At 57.0% G+C, this 18,235-nt stretch carries 17 protein-coding genes and 2 pseudogenes; 10 read left to right on the forward strand and 9 right to left on the reverse strand.

Annotated elements, in window-relative coordinates:
* Nucleotides 1-123 precede the first annotated feature (123 nt).
* From istB to A7K61_RS02445, 6 genes are all read right to left on the reverse strand, one after another.
* Nucleotides 124-927 carry an IS21-like element helper ATPase IstB gene (gene istB / locus A7K61_RS02420; RefSeq protein ID WP_069556884.1) on the reverse strand — a complete coding sequence of 268 codons (804 nt, stop codon included), beginning with the start codon at nt 925-927 and terminating at the stop codon, nt 124-126.
* Nucleotides 920-2,419 carry an IS21 family transposase gene (gene istA, locus A7K61_RS02425; RefSeq protein WP_126589213.1) on the reverse strand — a complete coding sequence of 500 codons (1,500 nt, stop codon included), beginning with the start codon at nt 2,417-2,419 and terminating at the stop codon, nt 920-922. The genes istB and istA overlap by 8 nt, the downstream gene beginning before the upstream one ends.
* A 92-nt stretch (nt 2,420-2,511) precedes the next feature.
* Nucleotides 2,512-3,153: a hypothetical protein gene (locus A7K61_RS33050; RefSeq protein WP_069556886.1), complete on the reverse strand. Its 642-nt coding sequence runs from the start codon at nt 3,151-3,153 to the stop codon at nt 2,512-2,514.
* A 64-nt stretch (nt 3,154-3,217) separates the two neighbouring features.
* Nucleotides 3,218-3,583, reverse strand: coding sequence for a histone-like nucleoid-structuring protein, MvaT/MvaU family (locus A7K61_RS30760; RefSeq protein ID WP_024078231.1), 366 nt, complete (start codon nt 3,581-3,583; stop codon nt 3,218-3,220).
* A 1,134-nt stretch (nt 3,584-4,717) separates the two neighbouring features.
* Nucleotides 4,718-5,371, reverse strand: coding sequence for a hypothetical protein (locus A7K61_RS02440; RefSeq protein WP_024078232.1), 654 nt, complete (start codon nt 5,369-5,371; stop codon nt 4,718-4,720).
* Nucleotides 5,372-5,383: 12 nt separating this feature from the next.
* On the reverse strand, nt 5,384-6,121 hold the full coding sequence (locus A7K61_RS02445) for a HupE/UreJ family protein (RefSeq protein ID WP_024078233.1): 738 nt from the start codon (nt 6,119-6,121) through the stop codon (nt 5,384-5,386).
* Nucleotides 6,122-6,634: 513 nt separating this feature from the next.
* Here A7K61_RS02445 and A7K61_RS02450 point away from each other — a divergent pair.
* The 5 genes from A7K61_RS02450 to A7K61_RS02470 are packed head-to-tail and all read left to right on the forward strand — an operon-like array spanning nt 6,635 to nt 10,366.
* Complete coding sequence (locus A7K61_RS02450) at nt 6,635-6,928, forward strand: metal-sensing transcriptional repressor (RefSeq protein ID WP_024078235.1); 294 nt, start codon at nt 6,635-6,637, stop codon at nt 6,926-6,928.
* 7 nt (nt 6,929-6,935) lie between these two features.
* On the forward strand, nt 6,936-8,084 hold the full coding sequence (locus A7K61_RS02455; protein WP_024078236.1) for a nickel/cobalt efflux protein RcnA: 1,149 nt from the start codon (nt 6,936-6,938) through the stop codon (nt 8,082-8,084).
* On the forward strand, nt 8,085-8,522 hold the full coding sequence (locus tag A7K61_RS02460) for a YqaA family protein (RefSeq protein WP_024078237.1): 438 nt from the start codon (nt 8,085-8,087) through the stop codon (nt 8,520-8,522).
* A complete protein-coding gene (locus tag A7K61_RS02465) occupies nt 8,519-9,262 on the forward strand; it encodes a TraX family protein (protein ID WP_024078238.1) in 744 nt (247 codons plus the stop codon). Before A7K61_RS02460 ends, A7K61_RS02465 begins: the two co-directional genes overlap by 4 nt.
* A 39-nt stretch (nt 9,263-9,301) precedes the next feature.
* Nucleotides 9,302-10,366 (forward strand): N-acetylmuramoyl-L-alanine amidase, encoded by a 1,065-nt coding sequence (locus tag A7K61_RS02470; RefSeq protein ID WP_041161326.1) that lies wholly within the window; start codon nt 9,302-9,304, stop codon nt 10,364-10,366.
* A 130-nt stretch (nt 10,367-10,496) separates the two neighbouring features.
* On the opposite strand, the pseudogene A7K61_RS02475 reads toward A7K61_RS02470, so the two are convergent.
* The 3 genes and pseudogenes from A7K61_RS02475 to A7K61_RS02485 form a co-directional block, all read right to left on the reverse strand.
* Nucleotides 10,497-10,967, reverse strand: a pseudogene (locus A7K61_RS02475) (IS5 family transposase); the annotation flags it as partial.
* A gap of 59 nt (nt 10,968-11,026) precedes the next feature.
* Nucleotides 11,027-12,295, reverse strand: a complete 1,269-nt coding sequence (gene ltrA, locus A7K61_RS02480) for a group II intron reverse transcriptase/maturase (protein WP_010466266.1) — start codon at nt 12,293-12,295, stop codon at nt 11,027-11,029.
* A gap of 519 nt (nt 12,296-12,814) precedes the next feature.
* Nucleotides 12,815-13,327 (reverse strand): annotated as a pseudogene (locus A7K61_RS02485) (IS5-like element ISPre1 family transposase); the annotation flags it as partial.
* A 461-nt stretch (nt 13,328-13,788) separates the two neighbouring features.
* Between A7K61_RS02485 and phnC the strand changes: the two are divergent.
* From phnC to A7K61_RS02510, 5 genes are read left to right on the forward strand one after another with little or no spacing between them, the layout of a single operon-like run.
* Nucleotides 13,789-14,616, forward strand: a complete 828-nt coding sequence (gene phnC / locus A7K61_RS02490; RefSeq protein WP_003118432.1) for a phosphonate ABC transporter ATP-binding protein — start codon at nt 13,789-13,791, stop codon at nt 14,614-14,616.
* The gene (gene phnD / locus A7K61_RS02495; protein ID WP_010466255.1) at nt 14,613-15,476 is read left to right on the forward strand and encodes a phosphate/phosphite/phosphonate ABC transporter substrate-binding protein; all 864 of its coding nucleotides are present in this window, start codon (nt 14,613-14,615) and stop codon (nt 15,474-15,476) included. The genes phnC and phnD overlap by 4 nt, the downstream gene beginning before the upstream one ends.
* A gap of 8 nt (nt 15,477-15,484) precedes the next feature.
* The gene (gene phnE, locus A7K61_RS02500) at nt 15,485-16,312 is read left to right on the forward strand and encodes a phosphonate ABC transporter, permease protein PhnE (RefSeq protein ID WP_010466252.1); all 828 of its coding nucleotides are present in this window, start codon (nt 15,485-15,487) and stop codon (nt 16,310-16,312) included.
* Between the two features lie 8 nt (nt 16,313-16,320).
* Nucleotides 16,321-17,331 carry a phosphonate dehydrogenase PtxD gene (gene ptxD, locus A7K61_RS02505; RefSeq protein ID WP_003118429.1) on the forward strand — a complete coding sequence of 337 codons (1,011 nt, stop codon included), beginning with the start codon at nt 16,321-16,323 and terminating at the stop codon, nt 17,329-17,331.
* Nucleotides 17,325-18,194: a LysR family transcriptional regulator gene (locus A7K61_RS02510; protein WP_010466239.1), complete on the forward strand. Its 870-nt coding sequence runs from the start codon at nt 17,325-17,327 to the stop codon at nt 18,192-18,194. Before ptxD ends, A7K61_RS02510 begins: the two co-directional genes overlap by 7 nt.
* Nucleotides 18,195-18,235: the final 41 nt, after the last annotated feature.

Below are 18,235 nucleotides of genomic sequence, written 5' to 3' on the forward strand. Positions count from 1 at the left end.
ACCCAGGGCGGATTGCTGATTTTTGTCCCAGCAATTGTGGATAAGCTTAGCAGTAGTGTCCTAGTTGAAGACGCATCTGGCCCCACCGCATGCAGGCATGCGGAAGGGTGTTTACGGTGCAGATCAAAACGGCTCATCGTCCTCAATACCATCTTCGTCCTTGCGCTTTCGTTCACGCGATTTGATCTTTGTCTGAGCGGCCAAGGTGCTGTGTTGCAGGCGGTAGGACTCGTTGCCCGTTTCGACGATATGGCAGTGGTGTGTCAGCCGATCCAGCAACGCTGTGGTCATCTTGGCGTCGCCAAACACACTCGACCATTCCGAGAAGCTGAGGTTGGTGGTGATGACCACGCTGGTGTGCTCGTACAGTTTTGAAAGCAGGTGAAATAACAGCGCGCCACCACTCTGACTGAAGGGCAAATACCCAAGCTCATCGAGTATCACCAGGTCTGTCCGAAGCAGTCCCTGGGCGATTCGGCCTGCCTTACCATCGTACTTTTCACGCTCCAGCAGGTTGACGAGATCGACCGTGGAGAAGAACCGTACTCGTTTGTTATGAGTAGTGATTCCGGACACGGCCAAGGCACTGGCCAGGTGTGTTTTTCCGGTTCCAGGCCCACCGATGAACACGACATTTTGCGCAGTCTCCGTAAACTCAAGGCTGGATAATTCCTTGATTAGACGGGCATCAGCGCTGGAAGCGCTAAAGTCAAAGCCAGCTAAATCACGGTGCATGGGGAGCTTTGCCATGTTCATCTGATGATTCACCGAGCGCACGGCGCGATCTGCCTGCTCCTGTTGGAGCAGATGCTCAAGCAGCCACTTCGAGGATGCCGTCGAAGCTTCTCCCTGGGCCGCCAGTTCTTCCCAAGCCTGCGCCATGCCATGCAGACGCAGTTCTTTAAGTTCTGCCATCAAGTCACGCATTACGGCTCTCCTCATCTGTTGTACGGAGTTGGTCATATCGGGCCGTGTTGGCAACGGGAGCCACCTTGAGTTGCAGGCTGGTTTCTACGGAAGGCGGTGGTGCAGTAGCGGTGAGTCGGGCGAGAACATTTAAGATGTGATCGGCGCTCAGACTTCCCGACTCAAGCACCAGTTCTACCGCTACCAGCACCGGGTCGAGACCGGCGATGGGCACGGCAGCGAGCACCTGCGTCATGATTCGATCACCATTGCTGTGACGTCTCAGGCCCCGTTTGAGAAGCTGCAACGGATTGGGCAGATCGGCAAACGGTGCGCCATTGCGCAGTGCACCCGGCTTGCGTTCGATGAGTGGGATGTAATGCTGCCAGTCAAAACTGACCTGATCTCGATCAAAGAGGCGCTCGTGGCTGGCAATCATTGCGTCATCGGCGATGACCACGATCCGGGATGGGTAAAGACGGCTGCTGACCCACTGGCCGACTCGCTCACAAGGCACCGAATAGCGATTTCGCGCCACGCTGATCAGGCAGGTGCTGGAGACCCGAACGGTGCGCTCGACGTAGCCATCAAAGGCCGTCGGCATCGGCATCATTTCGACCCGTTCCAGCTCCAAAACTTCCGCCACAGTAAGTCCGTTGTACTGCGGATGCAGCAGCTCGCTCCACAGCGCACGACAGCGTTGGCCGAGCCAGGCATTCAGTTCCTCGAAGGTGTGGAACATGCAGTTTTGAGCATCCAGCCAGATGCGCCGTCGGCTGTCTTGGACGTTCTTTTCGACAATACCTTTTTCCCAGCCGGAGGCCACGTTGCAAAAGTCCGGATCGAACAGGTAATGCGCGCACATCACGGCAAACCGGGCATTGACCGTGCGGCCTTTACCCTTGTTGACCTTGTCGACAGCGGTCTTCATGTTGTCGTAGATGCCACGACGCGGCACCCCACCTAACGCGCCAAATGAGCGGGTATGGGCATCGAACAACATCTCGTGGCCTTGGCTGGGATACGCAACCAACCAAAATGCGCGACTGGCGCACAGCTTCATATGAGAGACCTGGATACGCCGGAACAGGCCGCCGATCAGCAGACCTTCTTCGCTCCAGTCGAATTGAAAGGCCTCACCGAGCGCAAACGTCAGCGGTACAAAAGCGCGTAAAGACTTGCCTTGCTCACCTCGCCACGAGCGTACAAACGCCGTGAGCTGGCTATAGCCGCCGTCATAACCCTCGGCCTTGATCTGCTCGAAAAGTGCTTTAGCGCTTCTGCGGTTGTGCTTTGCCCGGAACGAATCGGCTTTCAGCGCCTGTTCCAGCGTGTCGTGGAATGGGCTGAGTTTGTTGAAGGTCGCGCACCGCTGGTACGCCGGCTGAGTGGCTTCGGGCGCTCTGACCCATTTTCGGATGGTGTTTCTCGACAGCCCGGTACGCTTGGCTATCTGGTGCAGCGAGAGCTTGTCGCGGAAGTACATCCGCCGGATTTTTCCCAACATTTCCATGCTGATCACCCTGTGTTCTCCTGCTCGGAAAATGAGCAGAAGCAGTTGAACACCTGGGTCAGTTTTCAGTCGGCAGAACAGCCTTTACTGGGTCAGTTTTCGGTCAGCGGCAACATGTATGACTCAAAATCACGATGCTGGCCATCATCTGCTTCGATATTTGATATTATCTTCAGATGAAAGTCACTGTCCCCTAGTGGGTCTCCAGGATTCTCAGGATGATGTGCACCGGTTAACTCGTACTTGTAACTTACTGAAAGTACGATTGTTAAGAAGCGCGTATGCAGAGAACTGAGGTAGAGCAACAACTGTGGCTTGTAGTGTTTTCTCTCGGCTTTAGAGAGTGCCTTGATGTACCCCTGAAATATCTCACTACTTTGGAGCAGGTAATCCATTTCCTGGAAAGCAAAGAGGTACACACCCCGGAGATTAGCAGGATACTGGCCAATTGGGAGCTCATTAGGAAGTGGCACGCCGCTCATTACCGCGTCATCAATCTCCCAGCTTCGAAGCGCTAGTATCAATAGGTAATGCCTAAAGAAATTCGCCCAGACGATTTCATCACCCGCCCAGTAGATTTCCTTGTACCCCTCTAGAGGATCGTTCAATTGCTCAGGCGGTGCGAAGTAAATCTCAAGCTTCTCAAGCTCACCGGGCACAGCCTCCTTGGTCTCGGTGGCGTCTTTTCCGAGCAGACGATCCGCTGTCCTGAACCTGTAGAGATGTCGATCCATGATTACCCCGCATGTGGCTACGAAAAAGGGCCCCACCGGGCCCTCATTTGTACTCAAACCGATCTTACTGAGTGCGCCAGGACTCAACAATGTCCGCGCCGAATTCAGTTTTCCATTCCTTGAGCTGGCGATGGTTCCCGCCCTTGGTCTCGATCAACTCGCCCGAATTTGGGTTTTGGTAGATCTTGACGTCACGTGCTTTGCGGACACTTTTCGGGGCAGCGGTAGTAGAAGCACGGCTTGCTGCCTGGGGATCGAGGAGAGCGATGACGTTGCGGAGGCTATAACCGTACTCGGCAAGCAAAGCCCGCAGCTTAGTTTCGAATTCAACTTCTTTTTTCAGGCCTTCGTCGCCTTTCATGGCTTCAAGGGCAGCGAGTTGTTCGGCCAAGTGTTTTTCGAGTTGACGGAACTCAGCAAGACGGGACATGAGATGACCTTTATAAAATGATTGAGCAGTATACGAATTGACAAATCTAGCGCAACAACTGAGATCTTAGAAATATCAGGATTAATCGCTATCCCCATGTGATCCGCTTAGCGACCAACCTGGCACGTAAATTATGCTCTTTGAGGCTTTTTCGATTGGTGTAGTGTGTTCGTCGAGAATCACGCTGTCCCTCTCGATTTTCCGTGGCCGGAAGGTGCTTTACTAAGCCAAATCCAATTTGTACAAACATTGGCGTCTTAACTTTCGGCTTTCGGACTTTGGGAGCTTTCGGTTTTTTGATCCGGTGTTCAGATCCTACCGACGTCTGAGGGGGAACATAAGGCGCAAATTGTGGGTATAGATCCTCAAAAAGCTGAACCTGCGCGGATACTGGAGTTACCCTAGTTACCCCGACCTCACCGGACTTGCGCCTAAAGTGATCGTCAGACGAATTCATTCTAGCTACAAAGTCCAGAATCGTCCCCCGAAGAGACCGCCCTGTCACAATGCGACGATGAATTCGTTTCCAGCCATCTTTCAGATTTCCCCTGGTCACGTCCCACTGCTCTGGTGACGAGAACCCCAGCTGTTTCGCGAACTCTATGTAATCTGGTGGTAAATCGTTTGCCATGTCCTTAGCCTCCGATTTTACAAGCATCGATGATGGCATAGAAGAATCAAGGGATGCTATACCAGTTCTGTCGAGAGCCTATCCGTTAGGTAATTGCACAGACTTGCCCAGCCATTTGCATTCGATTTGACCAGTAATTTGCTTCGGATTTGACCTGCAGGCTTCGTGGCCATGACCGGCAGAGGACGACCCAAAGCAGTCATTTGTTTGCGGGATATAGGCTAGAACTTTTCGTCATGCAGAAAAACGAGGCCGCAATCGCGGCCTTGTTTTTTTAGAGTGTTACTCGTGCGAATGTCCGTGCTCAGCGCTCTCGGAGGTTGTGCCTTTCTCACCACCGCCGCATGCCGTCATCAAGCCCAGGAAGCAGAACAGCAGCACAGAACGAATCAGAGTGGTTGGGGATTTCATGGGAATACTCTTCAAAAGTGGATGAAATAAATGGTCTGTGGTCAGGCTGAAGTCCGCGTTTTCGGCAGTAGGACAGCCGTCTCTGTGTCGGATTACTGTTTGACGTTCAGGTAATCACCACTCGTCTTCAACGAAATGGTCACGTCGTTATTGCTGCGATTACGCCAAAACCAACCATGGGTGCCGTCAAAAATGGCGGTGAATTCGCCTTTATTACTTTTGACCTGCTTGCCCTTGTTGTAGCTGTGGAAGTAACCCTTTTCACCGTTGTAGGGCTCGCCATGGGTGTCGTAGTTCACAAGCCCACCAGCCGCTGTCCATTCATAACTCACAGTCTTGTTCTTCAGCACTTCCAGTTTGATCTCTGTCCCTTCACCTGGTTTGAGCGTGACGGTCATTTGATTCGTCTTCATGGCTGGGGTCGGTGCCGACGCTGATTGGGCCACAGGTATTGCAGCAGGTTGGATTTGCGCAATCTGCGGAGCTGGAGCTGGAGCTGAACTAGGAGCTAATGCTTGCGGCGGCGCTGTATCCGCCAACGCCTCTTGGGCAAGGATGATCTTCAATTCGCCCATTTGGGTCAGACCCAGTGCGCGGCCCACACCCGTAGGATCAACGGCGTATTCCGAAGGCATGACAACGGTCATCAGCAGGCCAATAGCAGTCAGCAGTGCAATGACAGTCGAACGAACCAGTTTGCGAGTGCTGGGCAATTCATTAACAGTTGGAAGCGGAGTATTGAACATGGTCAGAATTCCTTAGGCGGAGATAAACAGGCCGGTGATCTGGTAACCCATCAGCAGGAAACCGGCACTCATCATGGCGACGTTGGCGGTATAGGCGTGGCGCCAGAAACTGGCGGTGCGCCGCCAATACCCCATCAGAATGAGAATCGCACTAAGGGCCAGCAACTGGCCGATCTCGACGCCGACGTTGAACGCAAGCAAGTTGGGGATCAGCCCGTCGGGCGAGATCTCGTACTCCTGGATTTTGGTGGCCAGGCCGAAACCATGGAGCAGGCCGAAAATCAGCGTGGCCACTTTGGTATTGGGTTGGAAACCGAACCAGCGCTGGAACGCGCCCAAGTTATCGAGTGCCTTGTACACCACCGAAAAACCGATGATGGCGTCGATGATGTACGAGCTGATGCTGATCTCGGTCAGCACGCCCAGCAGCAACGTCACCGAGTGGCCTACCGCGAACAGTGTGACGTAGAGCCCCACATCCTTCAGGCGGTAAAGGAAGAAGATCACCCCGAACAGAAACAGCAGGTGATCGTAGCCCGTCATCATGTGCTTGGCGCCCATGTAGATGAAGGGCAGCAACATGACGCCGGAACTTTCCTGGATAAAGCCCTTGTCACCTTCCGCGACGGCGTGAGCCATCGCCTCGGGCATCCCGAGGAAAAGTGCAGCGACAAGTAAAAACAACAGCAGTAGCGGGCGGTGCGATGGCGCAGTGAATGCGCCCACGCCGCTCATCGAGTGCGAATGCATGGATAAATCCTACGTTGGAGGGATCAAAGGCCGCTGCGCGGCCATGGTCAGGATGCGAACGAAGGACGGGGTGGACGCTTGATCAAGAATATCGGCGGAGGGGGAACTGCATATTGCGGGGCATCAACCCGCACCGATAGCTTGGGTTGTTCGGCCAAAATCAACAGTGAAGTGAGCTGCGGTGTTTCGTGCTGATGGTCAGGGGTCAGCGGGGAGTGATAGTGATCCGAGCAGCTCGCACACGACATCTCAGTCAGCTCTTCATGAGAGTGATGGGCGTCTTGCGCAACCTCCCAAGCAGGCTGTTTCGACGTCACTGACAACGTATAGGTATGCCCGGCCCAGGCCACAAACATGGCGAGGACAAGCGCGAATACCACCGTTGTTGTCAGTGTTCTGCTGAACATCGTGATCGGGCTTCAACTCGTTTTTCAGGGCTTTGATGCGTTTGACCGCATCCCCTAAGGGGGGATAGGATGCCAGCGTAATTCATTAAGGCCCGAGGCTCAAGTCATGAGTGAAAACGAACACAGCCATCCCCACACTCACCAAAGTCACGAGGCGATCATCAAGCGTCTCAAACGGGCGGACGGCCATTTACGCGGCATCATCACCATGATTGAAGAGGGGCGTCAGTGCGTGGACATCGCTCAGCAGCTGCATGCGGTCGAAAAAGCCGTATGTCAAGCGAAGCGCACGCTCATCCAGGATCACATTGATCACTGTCTGGAGGACACAGTCTCAGCCTTGAACAATGGCGAGCGCGCACCGTTGGAAGCCTTCAAACAAATCACCAAGTACCTCTAGGTCTGACATGCCCAACTTTGCTGAACTGCTGCAACAGGGCGGTACACACGCCTGGCTGTATTTCCCGAGCGCTATCTTGCTCGGTGCCTTGCATGGCCTGGAACCGGGCCATTCAAAAACCATGATGGCCGCTTTCATCGTGGCCATTCGTGGTTCGGTTAAACAGGCCGTTTTGTTGGGTCTGGCCGCGACGCTGTCGCACACCGCCGTGGTGTGGTTGGTCGCCATCGGCGGCATGTACCTGGGCAAAGGTCTGGACGCTCAAACCACTGAGCCGTACTTCCAGCTTGCGTCCTCTGCACTGATCATCGTAGTTGCTCTTTGGATGCTGTGGCGTACCTGGCGCGGTGAGCAGATGTTCAAGTTCGAGCAAGGTGATGACCACCACCACGGTGAGCATGACCATGGCCATCATGATGAAACCCATCGAATCGATACCGGCCACGGGCGCATCGAACTGTCGATTTTTGAAGTAGGTATGCCACCGCATTGGCGCCTGAAAACATTGACCGGACACGCTTGGGCTACATCGGATGTTCGCCTAATGACGACTCGTCCGGACGGCAGCACTCAATCGTTCTCTTTCGTCGAGCGCGAAGGCTTTCTGGAGTCGGCAGTCGATATCCCGGAGCCTCATGAGTTCAGTGCGCGCTTGAGTCTTGGGCATGCGGGCCACTCCCATGATTACGATCTGGCGTTCCAGGAGCATGATCACGGGCACGCGCATTCCGAACTGGAAGGTCTGGAGTTGTCAATTGATGGCTATCAGGATGCGCATGAACGCGCACATGCCAACGATATCCGTAAGCGCTTCACGAATCGTGAGGTGACCACGGGCCAGATCGTCATGTTCGGTTTGACGGGTGGTTTGATTCCTTGTCCGGCTGCCATCACCGTTCTGTTGCTGTGTCTTCAGGTTAAAGAAGTCGCGCTGGGAGGCATACTCGTCCTGTGCTTCAGCATCGGCTTGGCGATCACCTTGGTGGCGGTGGGAGCTGCTGCGGCTATTGGTGCTAAACAGGCTTCCAACCGCTGGCCGTGGCTGGGCACCGTGGCTCGTCGTGCACCGTACCTGTCCAGCGTGTTGATAATCGGTGTTGGTCTGTACGTAGGCTTCCATGGTTGGATCGGCTTGAGCGCCCAAGGCGTCGTTTAAGTGTTCGAACTCGCCAGCTATTTTGGTCTATTTCTGGCGGCATTCGGTGCCGCCACGTTATTGCCCATGCAGTCTGAAGCTGTGTTGGTCGGGATGTTGCTCTCCAACCAATACGTTGCTTCTGCGCTATTGGCGGTCGCCACCTTCGGCAACGTTCTTGGCTCTGCGCTGAACTGGATTCTGGGTCGCTCTATCGAGCGATTTCGCTACAAGCGATGGTTCCCGGTGAGCGAGAGCAAGCTCGAAAAGGCCCAGCAGTCTTACCTGCGCTACGGGCGCTGGTCGTTGCTGCTGAGCTGGGTGCCCATCATTGGCGATCCGCTGACGGTCGTCGCCGGAGTCATGCGCGAGCCATTCTGGAGTTTCCTGCTGATCGTCACCATGGCCAAGGGCGTGCGTTATCTCTTGCTGACCGCCGTCACACTGGGGTGGACATGACGACTGCTCATACAACCCAGCATTCCTCACTCAAGAGCCGAAGCAGTAGCCTGGATCTGATCAAGTGGCTGGCGATGCTGACCATGGTCATCGATCACTTGCGGTTGGTGTGGCCGGAGATGAGCAATCTGTTCATTCTGGGGCGGCTTTCCTTTCCGCTGTTCTGTGTCGCCATTGCTGCCAACGTGGCGCGCTCCAAACCGGGCGAATTACTGACTGCCGCGAATGGACGCTACCTCGCCTTGATGCTGGTGTTCGCCGCCATTTCAGAAGTGCCTTATCGCTATATCAGCACCTCGGGATCATTCAACGTGTTGGTTACCCTGGCATTGGGGCTGGTGATTGCCTGGGGATGGCAACATCGCACCTTGTTGAGCAGCGCTATGGCCTTGATGGCTGCCGCGATTGCCTACGTGCTGGATGACCCGTTGATGTACGGGCTATACGGCGCGCTCGTTCCTGCGGCTGTCTTGTTAGCGATCAAGAGGCCCGGTGCTCTTTGGTTGCTGCCAGCAGTTCTATGCCTGTTGAGCAACACCCGCAGTAGCATCGTGACCAGGGCTATGGATCTTGAAATTCACTCATTGCTGGCCTTGAGCACTGCATTTGCCGCTCCGCTGATCGGACTCTGGCTGCTGCATCAGAAGTTCACCTTCAACGTCTGGCCGGTGCGGCAATGGGGCTACTGGTTTTATCCGGGACACCTTGCCGCTCTGCAAGCTCTACGGTTCTTAATCTGAATGGCAGAGAAAGGACTCTCCCCAAAAACGGTAAACGAGATGCACAGACGTTCATTACTCAATCTATTTTTGGCCGGTTTTGCCTTTGCTTTACCTTTGGGCTTACAAGCCGCACAAGTCCTAAATGTTCGGCTATGGAACACCGACGACAAGCTTCGGCTGGTGCTAGACCTAAGTGGTCCAGCACAGTACAAGACCTTCTCCCTGACGGCGCCGGATCGGTTGATTCTCGATCTGATGGGAACCAGCCTTGCCTTTGATTTGAGCAAACTGCAACTGGGTAACATGCCAATCCGCGCTATACGTTCAGGGCCTCAAGGTACAGGAACGCGGATTGTCCTGGACCTGATAGGTCCCGTGCAGTTGAATACCTTCATGCTGGCACCTGAACAGGCACAGGGGCATCGCTTAGTGCTGGATATTTCCAACTCGGCATCCCCGGCAATACAGCCGGCTGCACCGCAGGTTGTGCTTAATGATTCGGCTCATCCAAAGCGCGACATCATCGTCGTGGTAGACCCAGGGCATGGCGGTAAAGACCCTGGAGCAGTCGGGGCCAATGGCGAGCGGGAAAAAGATGTGGTGCTGTCAATTGCTCGGCAGTTGGCCAAACGGATCGAGCGGGAAAAGGGGTTTACCGTGCGACTCGTACGCGACAGCGATGTTTACGTACCGTTACGCAAGCGGGTGGAGATTGCTCGCCAACACAATGCCGATATCTTCATTTCCATACACGCGGACGCCGCGCCTCGGCGCACGGCCTCCGGAGCGTCGATCTATGCGCTATCGGAAGGTGGAGCCACGTCCACTACTGCGCGCTGGCTCGCGCAGAAGGAGAACGGCGCCGAGTTACTCGGTACGACCAAAAGCCTCGCACTCAAAGATAAGGACCCCATGCTGGCAGGAGTGATTCTCGACATGTCGATGAGCGCTACAGTCGCAACGAGCCTGGAACTGGGCCACTCCGTACTGAGAAGTTTGGCGGGCATCACCACTTTGCACCAGAAGCGTGTGGAGCAGGCGGGCTTTGCCGTACTTAAGTCGCCAGACGTACCGTCAATCCTGGTTGAAACTGGATTCATCTCTAAGGATGGTCTGAAGTAGTTGTGTATTTCTGGCTGACTTCAGCCCCTGCCGATTTTAAAAGCGGCAAATCGATCAAAAACGCTCAGATCACCCGCTTATTTCTGTGTTTTTAGCCGCCGCGAGCACCTCGCGGCAGCCATTTTCCACATTACAGGCGCACCTCTCCTGCATTCGCCAGTAAATGTCGGCGCGCCATCCACAGGTTCGACAGCGCGAACAGCGTCATCAGTTGCGCCGTGTTCTTCGCCAGACCACGGAAGCGCACCTTCACATAACCGAACTGGCGCTTGATCACCCGGAACGGATGCTCGACCTTGGCTCGTACCTGAGCCTTGGCCTTCTCAATCTTGCGCTTGGCTTTGTACAAAGCACTGCGCTTATCAAGCTTCTTGTAAGTACTACGGCGGGCGGCGATCTGCCAGATGACCCCCCGGCCTTCATGTTCAGGGCGTTTCTCGACGCCGGTGTAACCCGCGTCGGCACCGACCATGTTCTCATCGCCGTGCAGCAGCTTATCGACCTGGGTGACATCGGCCACGTTGGCCGCCGTGCCCACCACGCTGTGCACCAAGCCCGACTCATCATCGACACCGATGTGCGCCTTCATGCCGAAGTGGTGAGTCGGCCGCGGGAACTGCCCCCGCAGCCGCTCGCAGAACCGTACGTGACACTCTCGCGTCATACGGCTCCCGTTATCCAACCTTGCTGCCCGGTCACTCGCCAGTGATGAAACAGCCGGGGTACCACAGTCCGCATCTTGTCCAGCCATTGGCTAATGCGCCGCTTGCGCCTATGAAGAGCCTTGTATTTTCGTCGGGCCCAGCGTTCAAGCGCGCGGTCAATGTGCTGGAAGATGCCAAGCATGGCTGTCCGATAGAACGAGCCATAGTATTGCGACCACCCCTGTATCACTGGATTGTAGAGCCGAGCCACGTCGACCAGCGTCACGTGGGTTTGGCGATTGAGTCGCCACCTGCGTACCGCTTGCCGCATCCGCTTTAAGGCATCCGCACTCGCTCCCGGAAGGAAGCTCGTGAAGAGCTGGTCTTGTTTGCTGAGCGCCTTCCTCGGCCTAAAGGTGAAGCCGAGGAAGGTAAAGCTCACATGCGGATAACCTGCGCGACGGTTACTGTCCTTGCAGTACACGACCTTCGATTTCTCGGGGTGCATCGTCAAGCCACAGGCAGCCAGCCGTGAAGCAATGGAGCGCATCACGTACTCCGCTTGCTTTCGACTGCGGCAGTGCACCACCGCATCATCGGCGTAGCGGGCAAACGGGCAGTTGGGGCTGGTACGTTGCATCCAGGTGTCGAAGGCATAGTGCATGAACAGATTCATCAGGAGGGGACTGATCACTCCACCTTGCGGGGTGCCGCGTTCGCGTCGGACGCGCATACCGTGATCCGTTTCGAACGGCGCAACCAGCCACCGCTCGATGTACAGAAGTATCCAGTCCTCCTTGATGTGCAGGCGCACCGCCTTCATCAGCAACCCATGATTGATCTGATCGAAGGCTGCCTTGATATCAAACTCCACCACCCAGTCGTATCGCCAGCAGCGCTCACGCGTGATCGCCACCGCCTGCTTCGCTGATCGTCCCGGCCGGTACCCATAGGAGTCCGAGTGGAAGATCGAGTCCAGCTCCGGCTCGATGAGAAGCTTGACCACGGTTTGCGCGACACGATCACCAACCGTGGGCACTCCCAGCTTGCGCGTGCCTCCCGATGCCTTGGGAATTTCTACTTGCTTGACCGGAGGCGGGAAGTACGACCCCGACGACATCCGATTCCACAGCTTGTAGAGATTCTTAGACAGATCCCGCTCGAAATCGGCGATGGTTTCATCGTCGATGCCGGCAGCACCGCGGTTGGCCCTGACCTGCTGGTAGGCGTCCCATACCGTGCGTTTCGCTATGTCATAAGGTTTCGCCGAGCTCACGCCACTCATCCCCGGAGGTTGGCAACGCTCGTCGGCCGGATAACGCCGCCCCTTCGCTCCACCTCCATTACAGAGGCTTCATCGCTACTACGGGAGGCTCCGCCCCTCGTTCCAGCATCGGTATTCTTCCTCATGGTGTTGGCCATTTGTCATTTTCCTTCGCATCTGGAACAAGGTTCTCACGTTCCGTACCAAAGCCTGTATGAAGATCATGCCGCCTATACACCGGCTGCCATCGGGTCCGTAAGCAGGTAACGCCCCGACTTGTCCTGAAGCCAGTACTCCACCTCAGTTTCGGCAGCACCTTGGGCATAACGATGCGTCATCGGACGGTTTGCTTTCGCTCATCTTCTCCATACTCACCTGCCATCCTCAGGGATGACTTTTCCTCGGTCGCTCACCACCACACCTTTTGGATGCAGCAGCACCGGGTGGTTTGAAGTCCGCTCCTGCAAGCCGACTTCGGAAGGCCTACTTCCATCTTCGGCACAGCAGCACAGGTCATCTGACCTGTGTTCGTGACACACAGTACTGGTTACCCTTCTTGGTCTGATGCATTTCCGGGTCGCGCTTACCGTCCTTGTTCTTGGTCGAACTCGGCGCATTGATCAGCGTGGCATCGACGATCGTGCCTTGGCGCAGCGACAGCCCTCGGTCGCCCAGATAGCCATTGATGACAGCCAAGATGCCGGCGGCTAGTTCGTGCTTCTCCAGCAAACGACGGAAGTTGAGGATGGTGGTTTCATCGGGGATACGCTCCAAGCTCAGCCCCGCGAACTGGCGCAGGATGGTGGTCTCGTACAGCGCCTCTTCCATCGCTGGATCGCTGTAACCGAACCAGTTTTGCATCAGGTGCACGCGCAGCATCGCCATCAGCGGATAGGCCGGACGACCGCCTTCACCCTTGGGATAATGCGGCTCGATCAAGGCAATCAAACCCTTCCACGGCACCACCCGATCCATCTCGATCAGGAACAACTCTTTGCGGGTTTGTTTGCGCTTACCGGCGTACTCGGCGTCGGCGAAGGTCATCTGCTTCATCGGGAAACTCGGTGGGTGGAATCCGGGTATTTTGCCAAAATCTGGAAGTCTTCTTCAGAGTTTCCCTAGCATTAAGCTGGGCGCGACAACAGACGTCTAGTTGGGCGGCACCTGAAGGTTTCGACCAGCCACATAACGGCCTAGGTCAATCGACGGGCAAGAATAGAATGTCTCCTATAGTCCGCTAGTGTGCGCTCTCTTGCTTGGATGGCATTACGTTCTGGCCCAACGTTACTGTAGCGAATCCGCAGCAGTATCAATCAAAGCCTCCTGTATCCCGCGTGAAGAAAGACGCTACGTTGCGCCCGTTCTTCCACGGCTTCGCTTGCCGCCCCGCTACGGCAGATTCGAAGTATTCATCGAAATGTCATCCTTTAGAAGCAGTGCGGTAACAAGGAATTTCTACCCTTTGCATCGCGAACCGCAATTGTGCGGCCAGCAATATTGCGAAAGGTGATCAAATGACGCCCCATCCGATACAGGACGCCGTGCTGCGGGTCGACCGGTTGAGCGTCGTCTATCCAGGCGGCGTGACAGCCCTACGCGATACCTCGATTGCATTTCGGCGTGGTGAGTTCACCGTGCTGCTTGGTCTCTCGGGCGCAGGCAAGTCGACCTTGCTCCGTAGTCTCAATCGACTCGTCACGCCCACTGGCGGCAGTGTCACCAGCGAACTCGGTGAACTCGGCAGCGGCTCGGCCTTGCGTCAGCATCGTCGGCGTACCGCCATGATCTTTCAGCACCACCAGCTAATCGAACGTCAAAGCGCACTGGCTAATGTGCTTACCGGTCGGCTGGCCTTTCACAACACGCTCCGCTCGCTGTTTCCTCTGCCGCGTGCCGATCAGGAGATTGCGCTCAGTTGCCTCGCTCGGGTCGGTCTGGCAGACAAGGCGCTAAGCCGGGTGGACAAACTGTCCGGTGGCCAGCAGCAGCGGGTAGGCATCGCGCGTGCGCTAGCGCAACAGCCGGCGATCATTCTGGCCGATGAGCCGGTAGCCAGTCTCGACCCGGCCACTTCGGTCCGTGTTCTCGGATTGCTGCGCGACATCTGCAAGGAAGACGGCATCACCGCCATCGTTTCGCTGCATCAACTCGAATATGCCCGCCGCTTCGCCGATCGCGTCGTCGGGCTGGCCGATTCTCAGATCGTTTTCGATGCCGCGCCCTCGGAACTCACCGATGCGCAGCTTGAGCGCATCTATGCAGGCCGCTCTACGACTCAGCCAGCGAATGCTCCGGCTGAACCACCTGTCATGCTCGAACCTTCACTGGAGATGTCCCGATGAAACGCTTATCCGCGCTCTTATTGACTTGCTTGCTGTCCGCTGTTTCAAGTTTGTCCGCCCTAGCGGCCGATGCCGATCCGGATGTGCTAAAGGTTGCCCTGCTGCCGGACGAAAACGCCTCCGAGCTGATCAAGCGTAACCAGCCGCTGAAGGATTATCTGGAAGAGCATCTGGACAAGAAGGTGCAGCTGATCGTAACCACCGACTATTCCTCGATGATTGAGGCGATGCGCTTTGGCCGTATCGACCTGGCGTATTTCGGTCCGCTGTCCTACGTCATGGCCAAAAGCAAAAGCGACATCGAGCCCTTCGCTGCCATGGTCATCGACGGCAAGCCGACCTATCGCTCGGTGATTATCGCCAATGTGGCGTCAGGCGTGAATGAGTATGCCGACCTTAAGGGCAAGAAGATGGCCTATGGTGACCGGGCATCGACGTCCAGCCATTTGATTCCCAAAACCGTGCTTCTTGAGACGGCCGATTTGACGGGTGGGCAGGACTACGAACAACATTTTGTGGGCACGCATGACGCCGTTGCCGTCAACGTGGCGAACGGCAACGCCGATGCGGGTGGGCTGTCGGAGGTAATTTTCAATCACGTAGCCGAACGTGGCCTAATCGATCCGAGCAAGGTGAAAGTACTTGGTTACAGCGGCGAATACCCCCAGTACCCCTGGGCGATGCGCTCGAACCTGAGCCCCGAGCTGAAAACCAAGGTGCGGGATGTATTCGTCGGTATCGACGATCCCGAAGTGCTGCGCAACTTCAAGGCCGAGGCCTTCGCGCCAATCACCGACGCCGACTACGATGTGATCCGCAACATGGGATCGCTGCTCGGCCTCGACTTCGCCACGATGTGAGCACCGATATGTCTACTCATTACGACGTGCAGGCGCTGCCTGCAGAGCAACGCGAGCACATCCTTCGAGGCTTCGGCCTCGGTTGGTGGCGCCAGCTGGGGCAGGTGGCGATTGTATTCGGAGTGGTGCTGTTGGCCTGCTGGTACGTGGGGCTGCTCGATGCCACCACGCTGCTGAACGGGCTGCCCTCCATCGCGACCCTGGCAGGCGAGGCCATGCCGCCAGACTTTTCGGGCTATCGAAGCTGGATTCGCCCCTTGATCGACACCTTGGCGATGAGCATCGCCGGTACGGCCATCGCAGTGGTGTTCTCGCTGGTGGTGGCCTTCGTTGCAGCGCGCAATACGGCGCCGCACCCCCTTGTGTTCGGTGTTGCCCGGGTGCTGCTCAATGCCCTGCGGTCGGTGCCGGAGCTGATCATGGGCATCATCTTCGTTGCAGCCGTAGGGTTCGGCGCCTTGCCGGGCGTGCTTGCCCTGGGTCTGCATTCGGTCGGCATGGTCGGCAAGTTCTTCGCCGAGGCCATCGAGCACGTCGACGAAGCGCCGGTGGAAGCCGCTCGGGCGGCGGGGGCTACGCCGATGCAAGTGCTGCTGCACGCGGTTTTGCCACAGGTGACGCCGCAGTTCGCCGACGTGGCGATCTACCGCTGGGAATACAACTTTCGCGCCTCCACCGTGATGGGCATGGTTGGCGCCGGCGGTATCGGCTTCGAACTCATGGGCTCGCTGCGCATCATGCAGTACCAGGAGGTTGCAGCAATCCTGCTGGTCATCCTGGCCATGGTCACGCTAGTAGACGCCTTCAGTGGCGTGCTGCGCAAACGTTTCAAATAGGACAAACCATGCTGCCGAAACTCGTTATAACTCACCGAGTACACGATGAGATCCTGCAACTGCTGGCGCCACATTGCGAGCTGATGACCAACCAGACCGACAGCACGCTGACGCGCGAGGAAATTCTGCGCCGCTGCCGCGATGCTCAGGCGATGATGGCGTTCATGCCCGATCGGGTCGATGCAGACTTTCTTCAAGCCTGCCCTGAGCTGCGTGTAGTCGGCTGCGCGCTCAAGGGCTTCGACAATTTCGATGTGGACGCCTGTACTGCCCGCGGGGTCTGGCTGACCTTCGTGCCTGATCTGTTGACGGTCCCGACTGCCGAGCTGGCGATCGGACTGGCGGTGGGGCTGGGGCGGCATCTGCGGGCAGCAGATGCGTTCGTCCGCTCTGGCGAGTTCCAGGGCTGGCAACCACAGTTCTACGGCACGGGGCTGGATAACGCTACGGTCGGCATCCTTGGCATGGGCGCCATCGGACTGGCCATGGCTGATCGCTTGCAGGGATGGGGCGCGACCCTGCAGTACCACGAGGCGAAGGCTCTGGATACACAAACCGAGCAACGGCTCGGCCTGCGCCAGGTGGCGTGCAGCGAACTCTTCGCCAGCTCGGACTTCATCCTGCTGGCGCTTCCCTTGAATGCCGATACCCAGCATCTGGTCAACGCCGAGCTGCTTGCCCTCGTACGGCCGGGCGCTCTGCTTGTAAACCCCTGTCGTGGTTCGGTAGTGGATGAAGCCGCCGTGCTCGCGGCGCTTGAGCGAGGCCAGCTCGGCGGGTATGCGGCGGATGTATTCGAAATGGAAGACTGGGCTCGCGCGGACCGGCCGCGGCTGATCGATCCTGCGCTGCTCGCGCATCCGAATACGCTGTTCACTCCGCACATAGGGTCGGCAGTGCGCGCGGTGCGCCTGGAGATTGAACGTTGTGCAGCGCAGAACATCATCCAGGTATTGGCAGGTGCGCGCCCAATCAACGCTGCGAACCGTCTGCCCAAGGCCGAGCCTGCCGCATGTTGAATCCGGTCTGGCTGAAGAGCCTGGTAGCGATCGTTCAAACAGGCAGTTTTCAGAGCGCGGCGAGGGCGTTGGGGCTGGCCCAGCCGACGGTGTCGCAGCACTTGCAGAAGCTTGAAGAGCAGGTCGGCGTAACGCTGGTGCAGCGCAGTCGTAGCGGCTGCCAGCCTACCACACGGGCGCTGGCCTTCATGCCGCATGCGACCGCCTTGCTCGACATGCACGCCCGGGCGCTAGAAGCCCTGCATGGCAATCGTGAGCGCGTCGGGGCCAGCTCCAACATCGGCACCTACCTTCTCCAGCCATTCGTGCGCAACTATCTGACGACCGCAAATGAGAGGGGCGAGGTGGATCTGCGCATCGCCGCCAACCCGGATGTGGCCGACCAGCTACTGGCGGGCCAGCTCGACGCCGCGATCATGGAATGGTGGCTACCTCACCCCGACTTCGAACACCGCCTCTGGCGGGTCGAGCCGCTGGTGCTTATCGTCAGCCCCGACCATGCGCTGGCTGAAGCAGGGTGCATAGAACGTGATCGTCTGGTGGACCTGCCGATGCTGGGAGGTGAACCGGGTAGCGGTACCGGACGGCTTCTGACCGAATACTTTGGCGAACTGGGCGTGCCTCGCAGCGGTATGCAGCTAGGCAGCACCGAGGCAGTCAAACAAGCAGTGAGGGCGGGACTCGGCGTGTCGTTGGTGATGGCTTCCGCAGTACAAGACGAAGTTCGCAGTGGCGCGCTGGTAGCTCTTCCCATCCCGGGGCTTGAAAAGCGTCTCCAACTGATCTGGCGCAAACCTCCCGGAAATCTGCACCCGCCGGGATTTGTGCGGCACTTATTGGAGGAGGCAGATCTAGCTGGATAAGGTGATGGATGGTTGCGATCCAGCGCTTGGCTTGTCAGCCT

The sequence above is a fragment of the Pseudomonas sp. AP42 genome, from assembly GCF_001728935.1.
Lineage (GTDB): Bacteria > Pseudomonadota > Gammaproteobacteria > Pseudomonadales > Pseudomonadaceae > Aquipseudomonas > Aquipseudomonas lactis.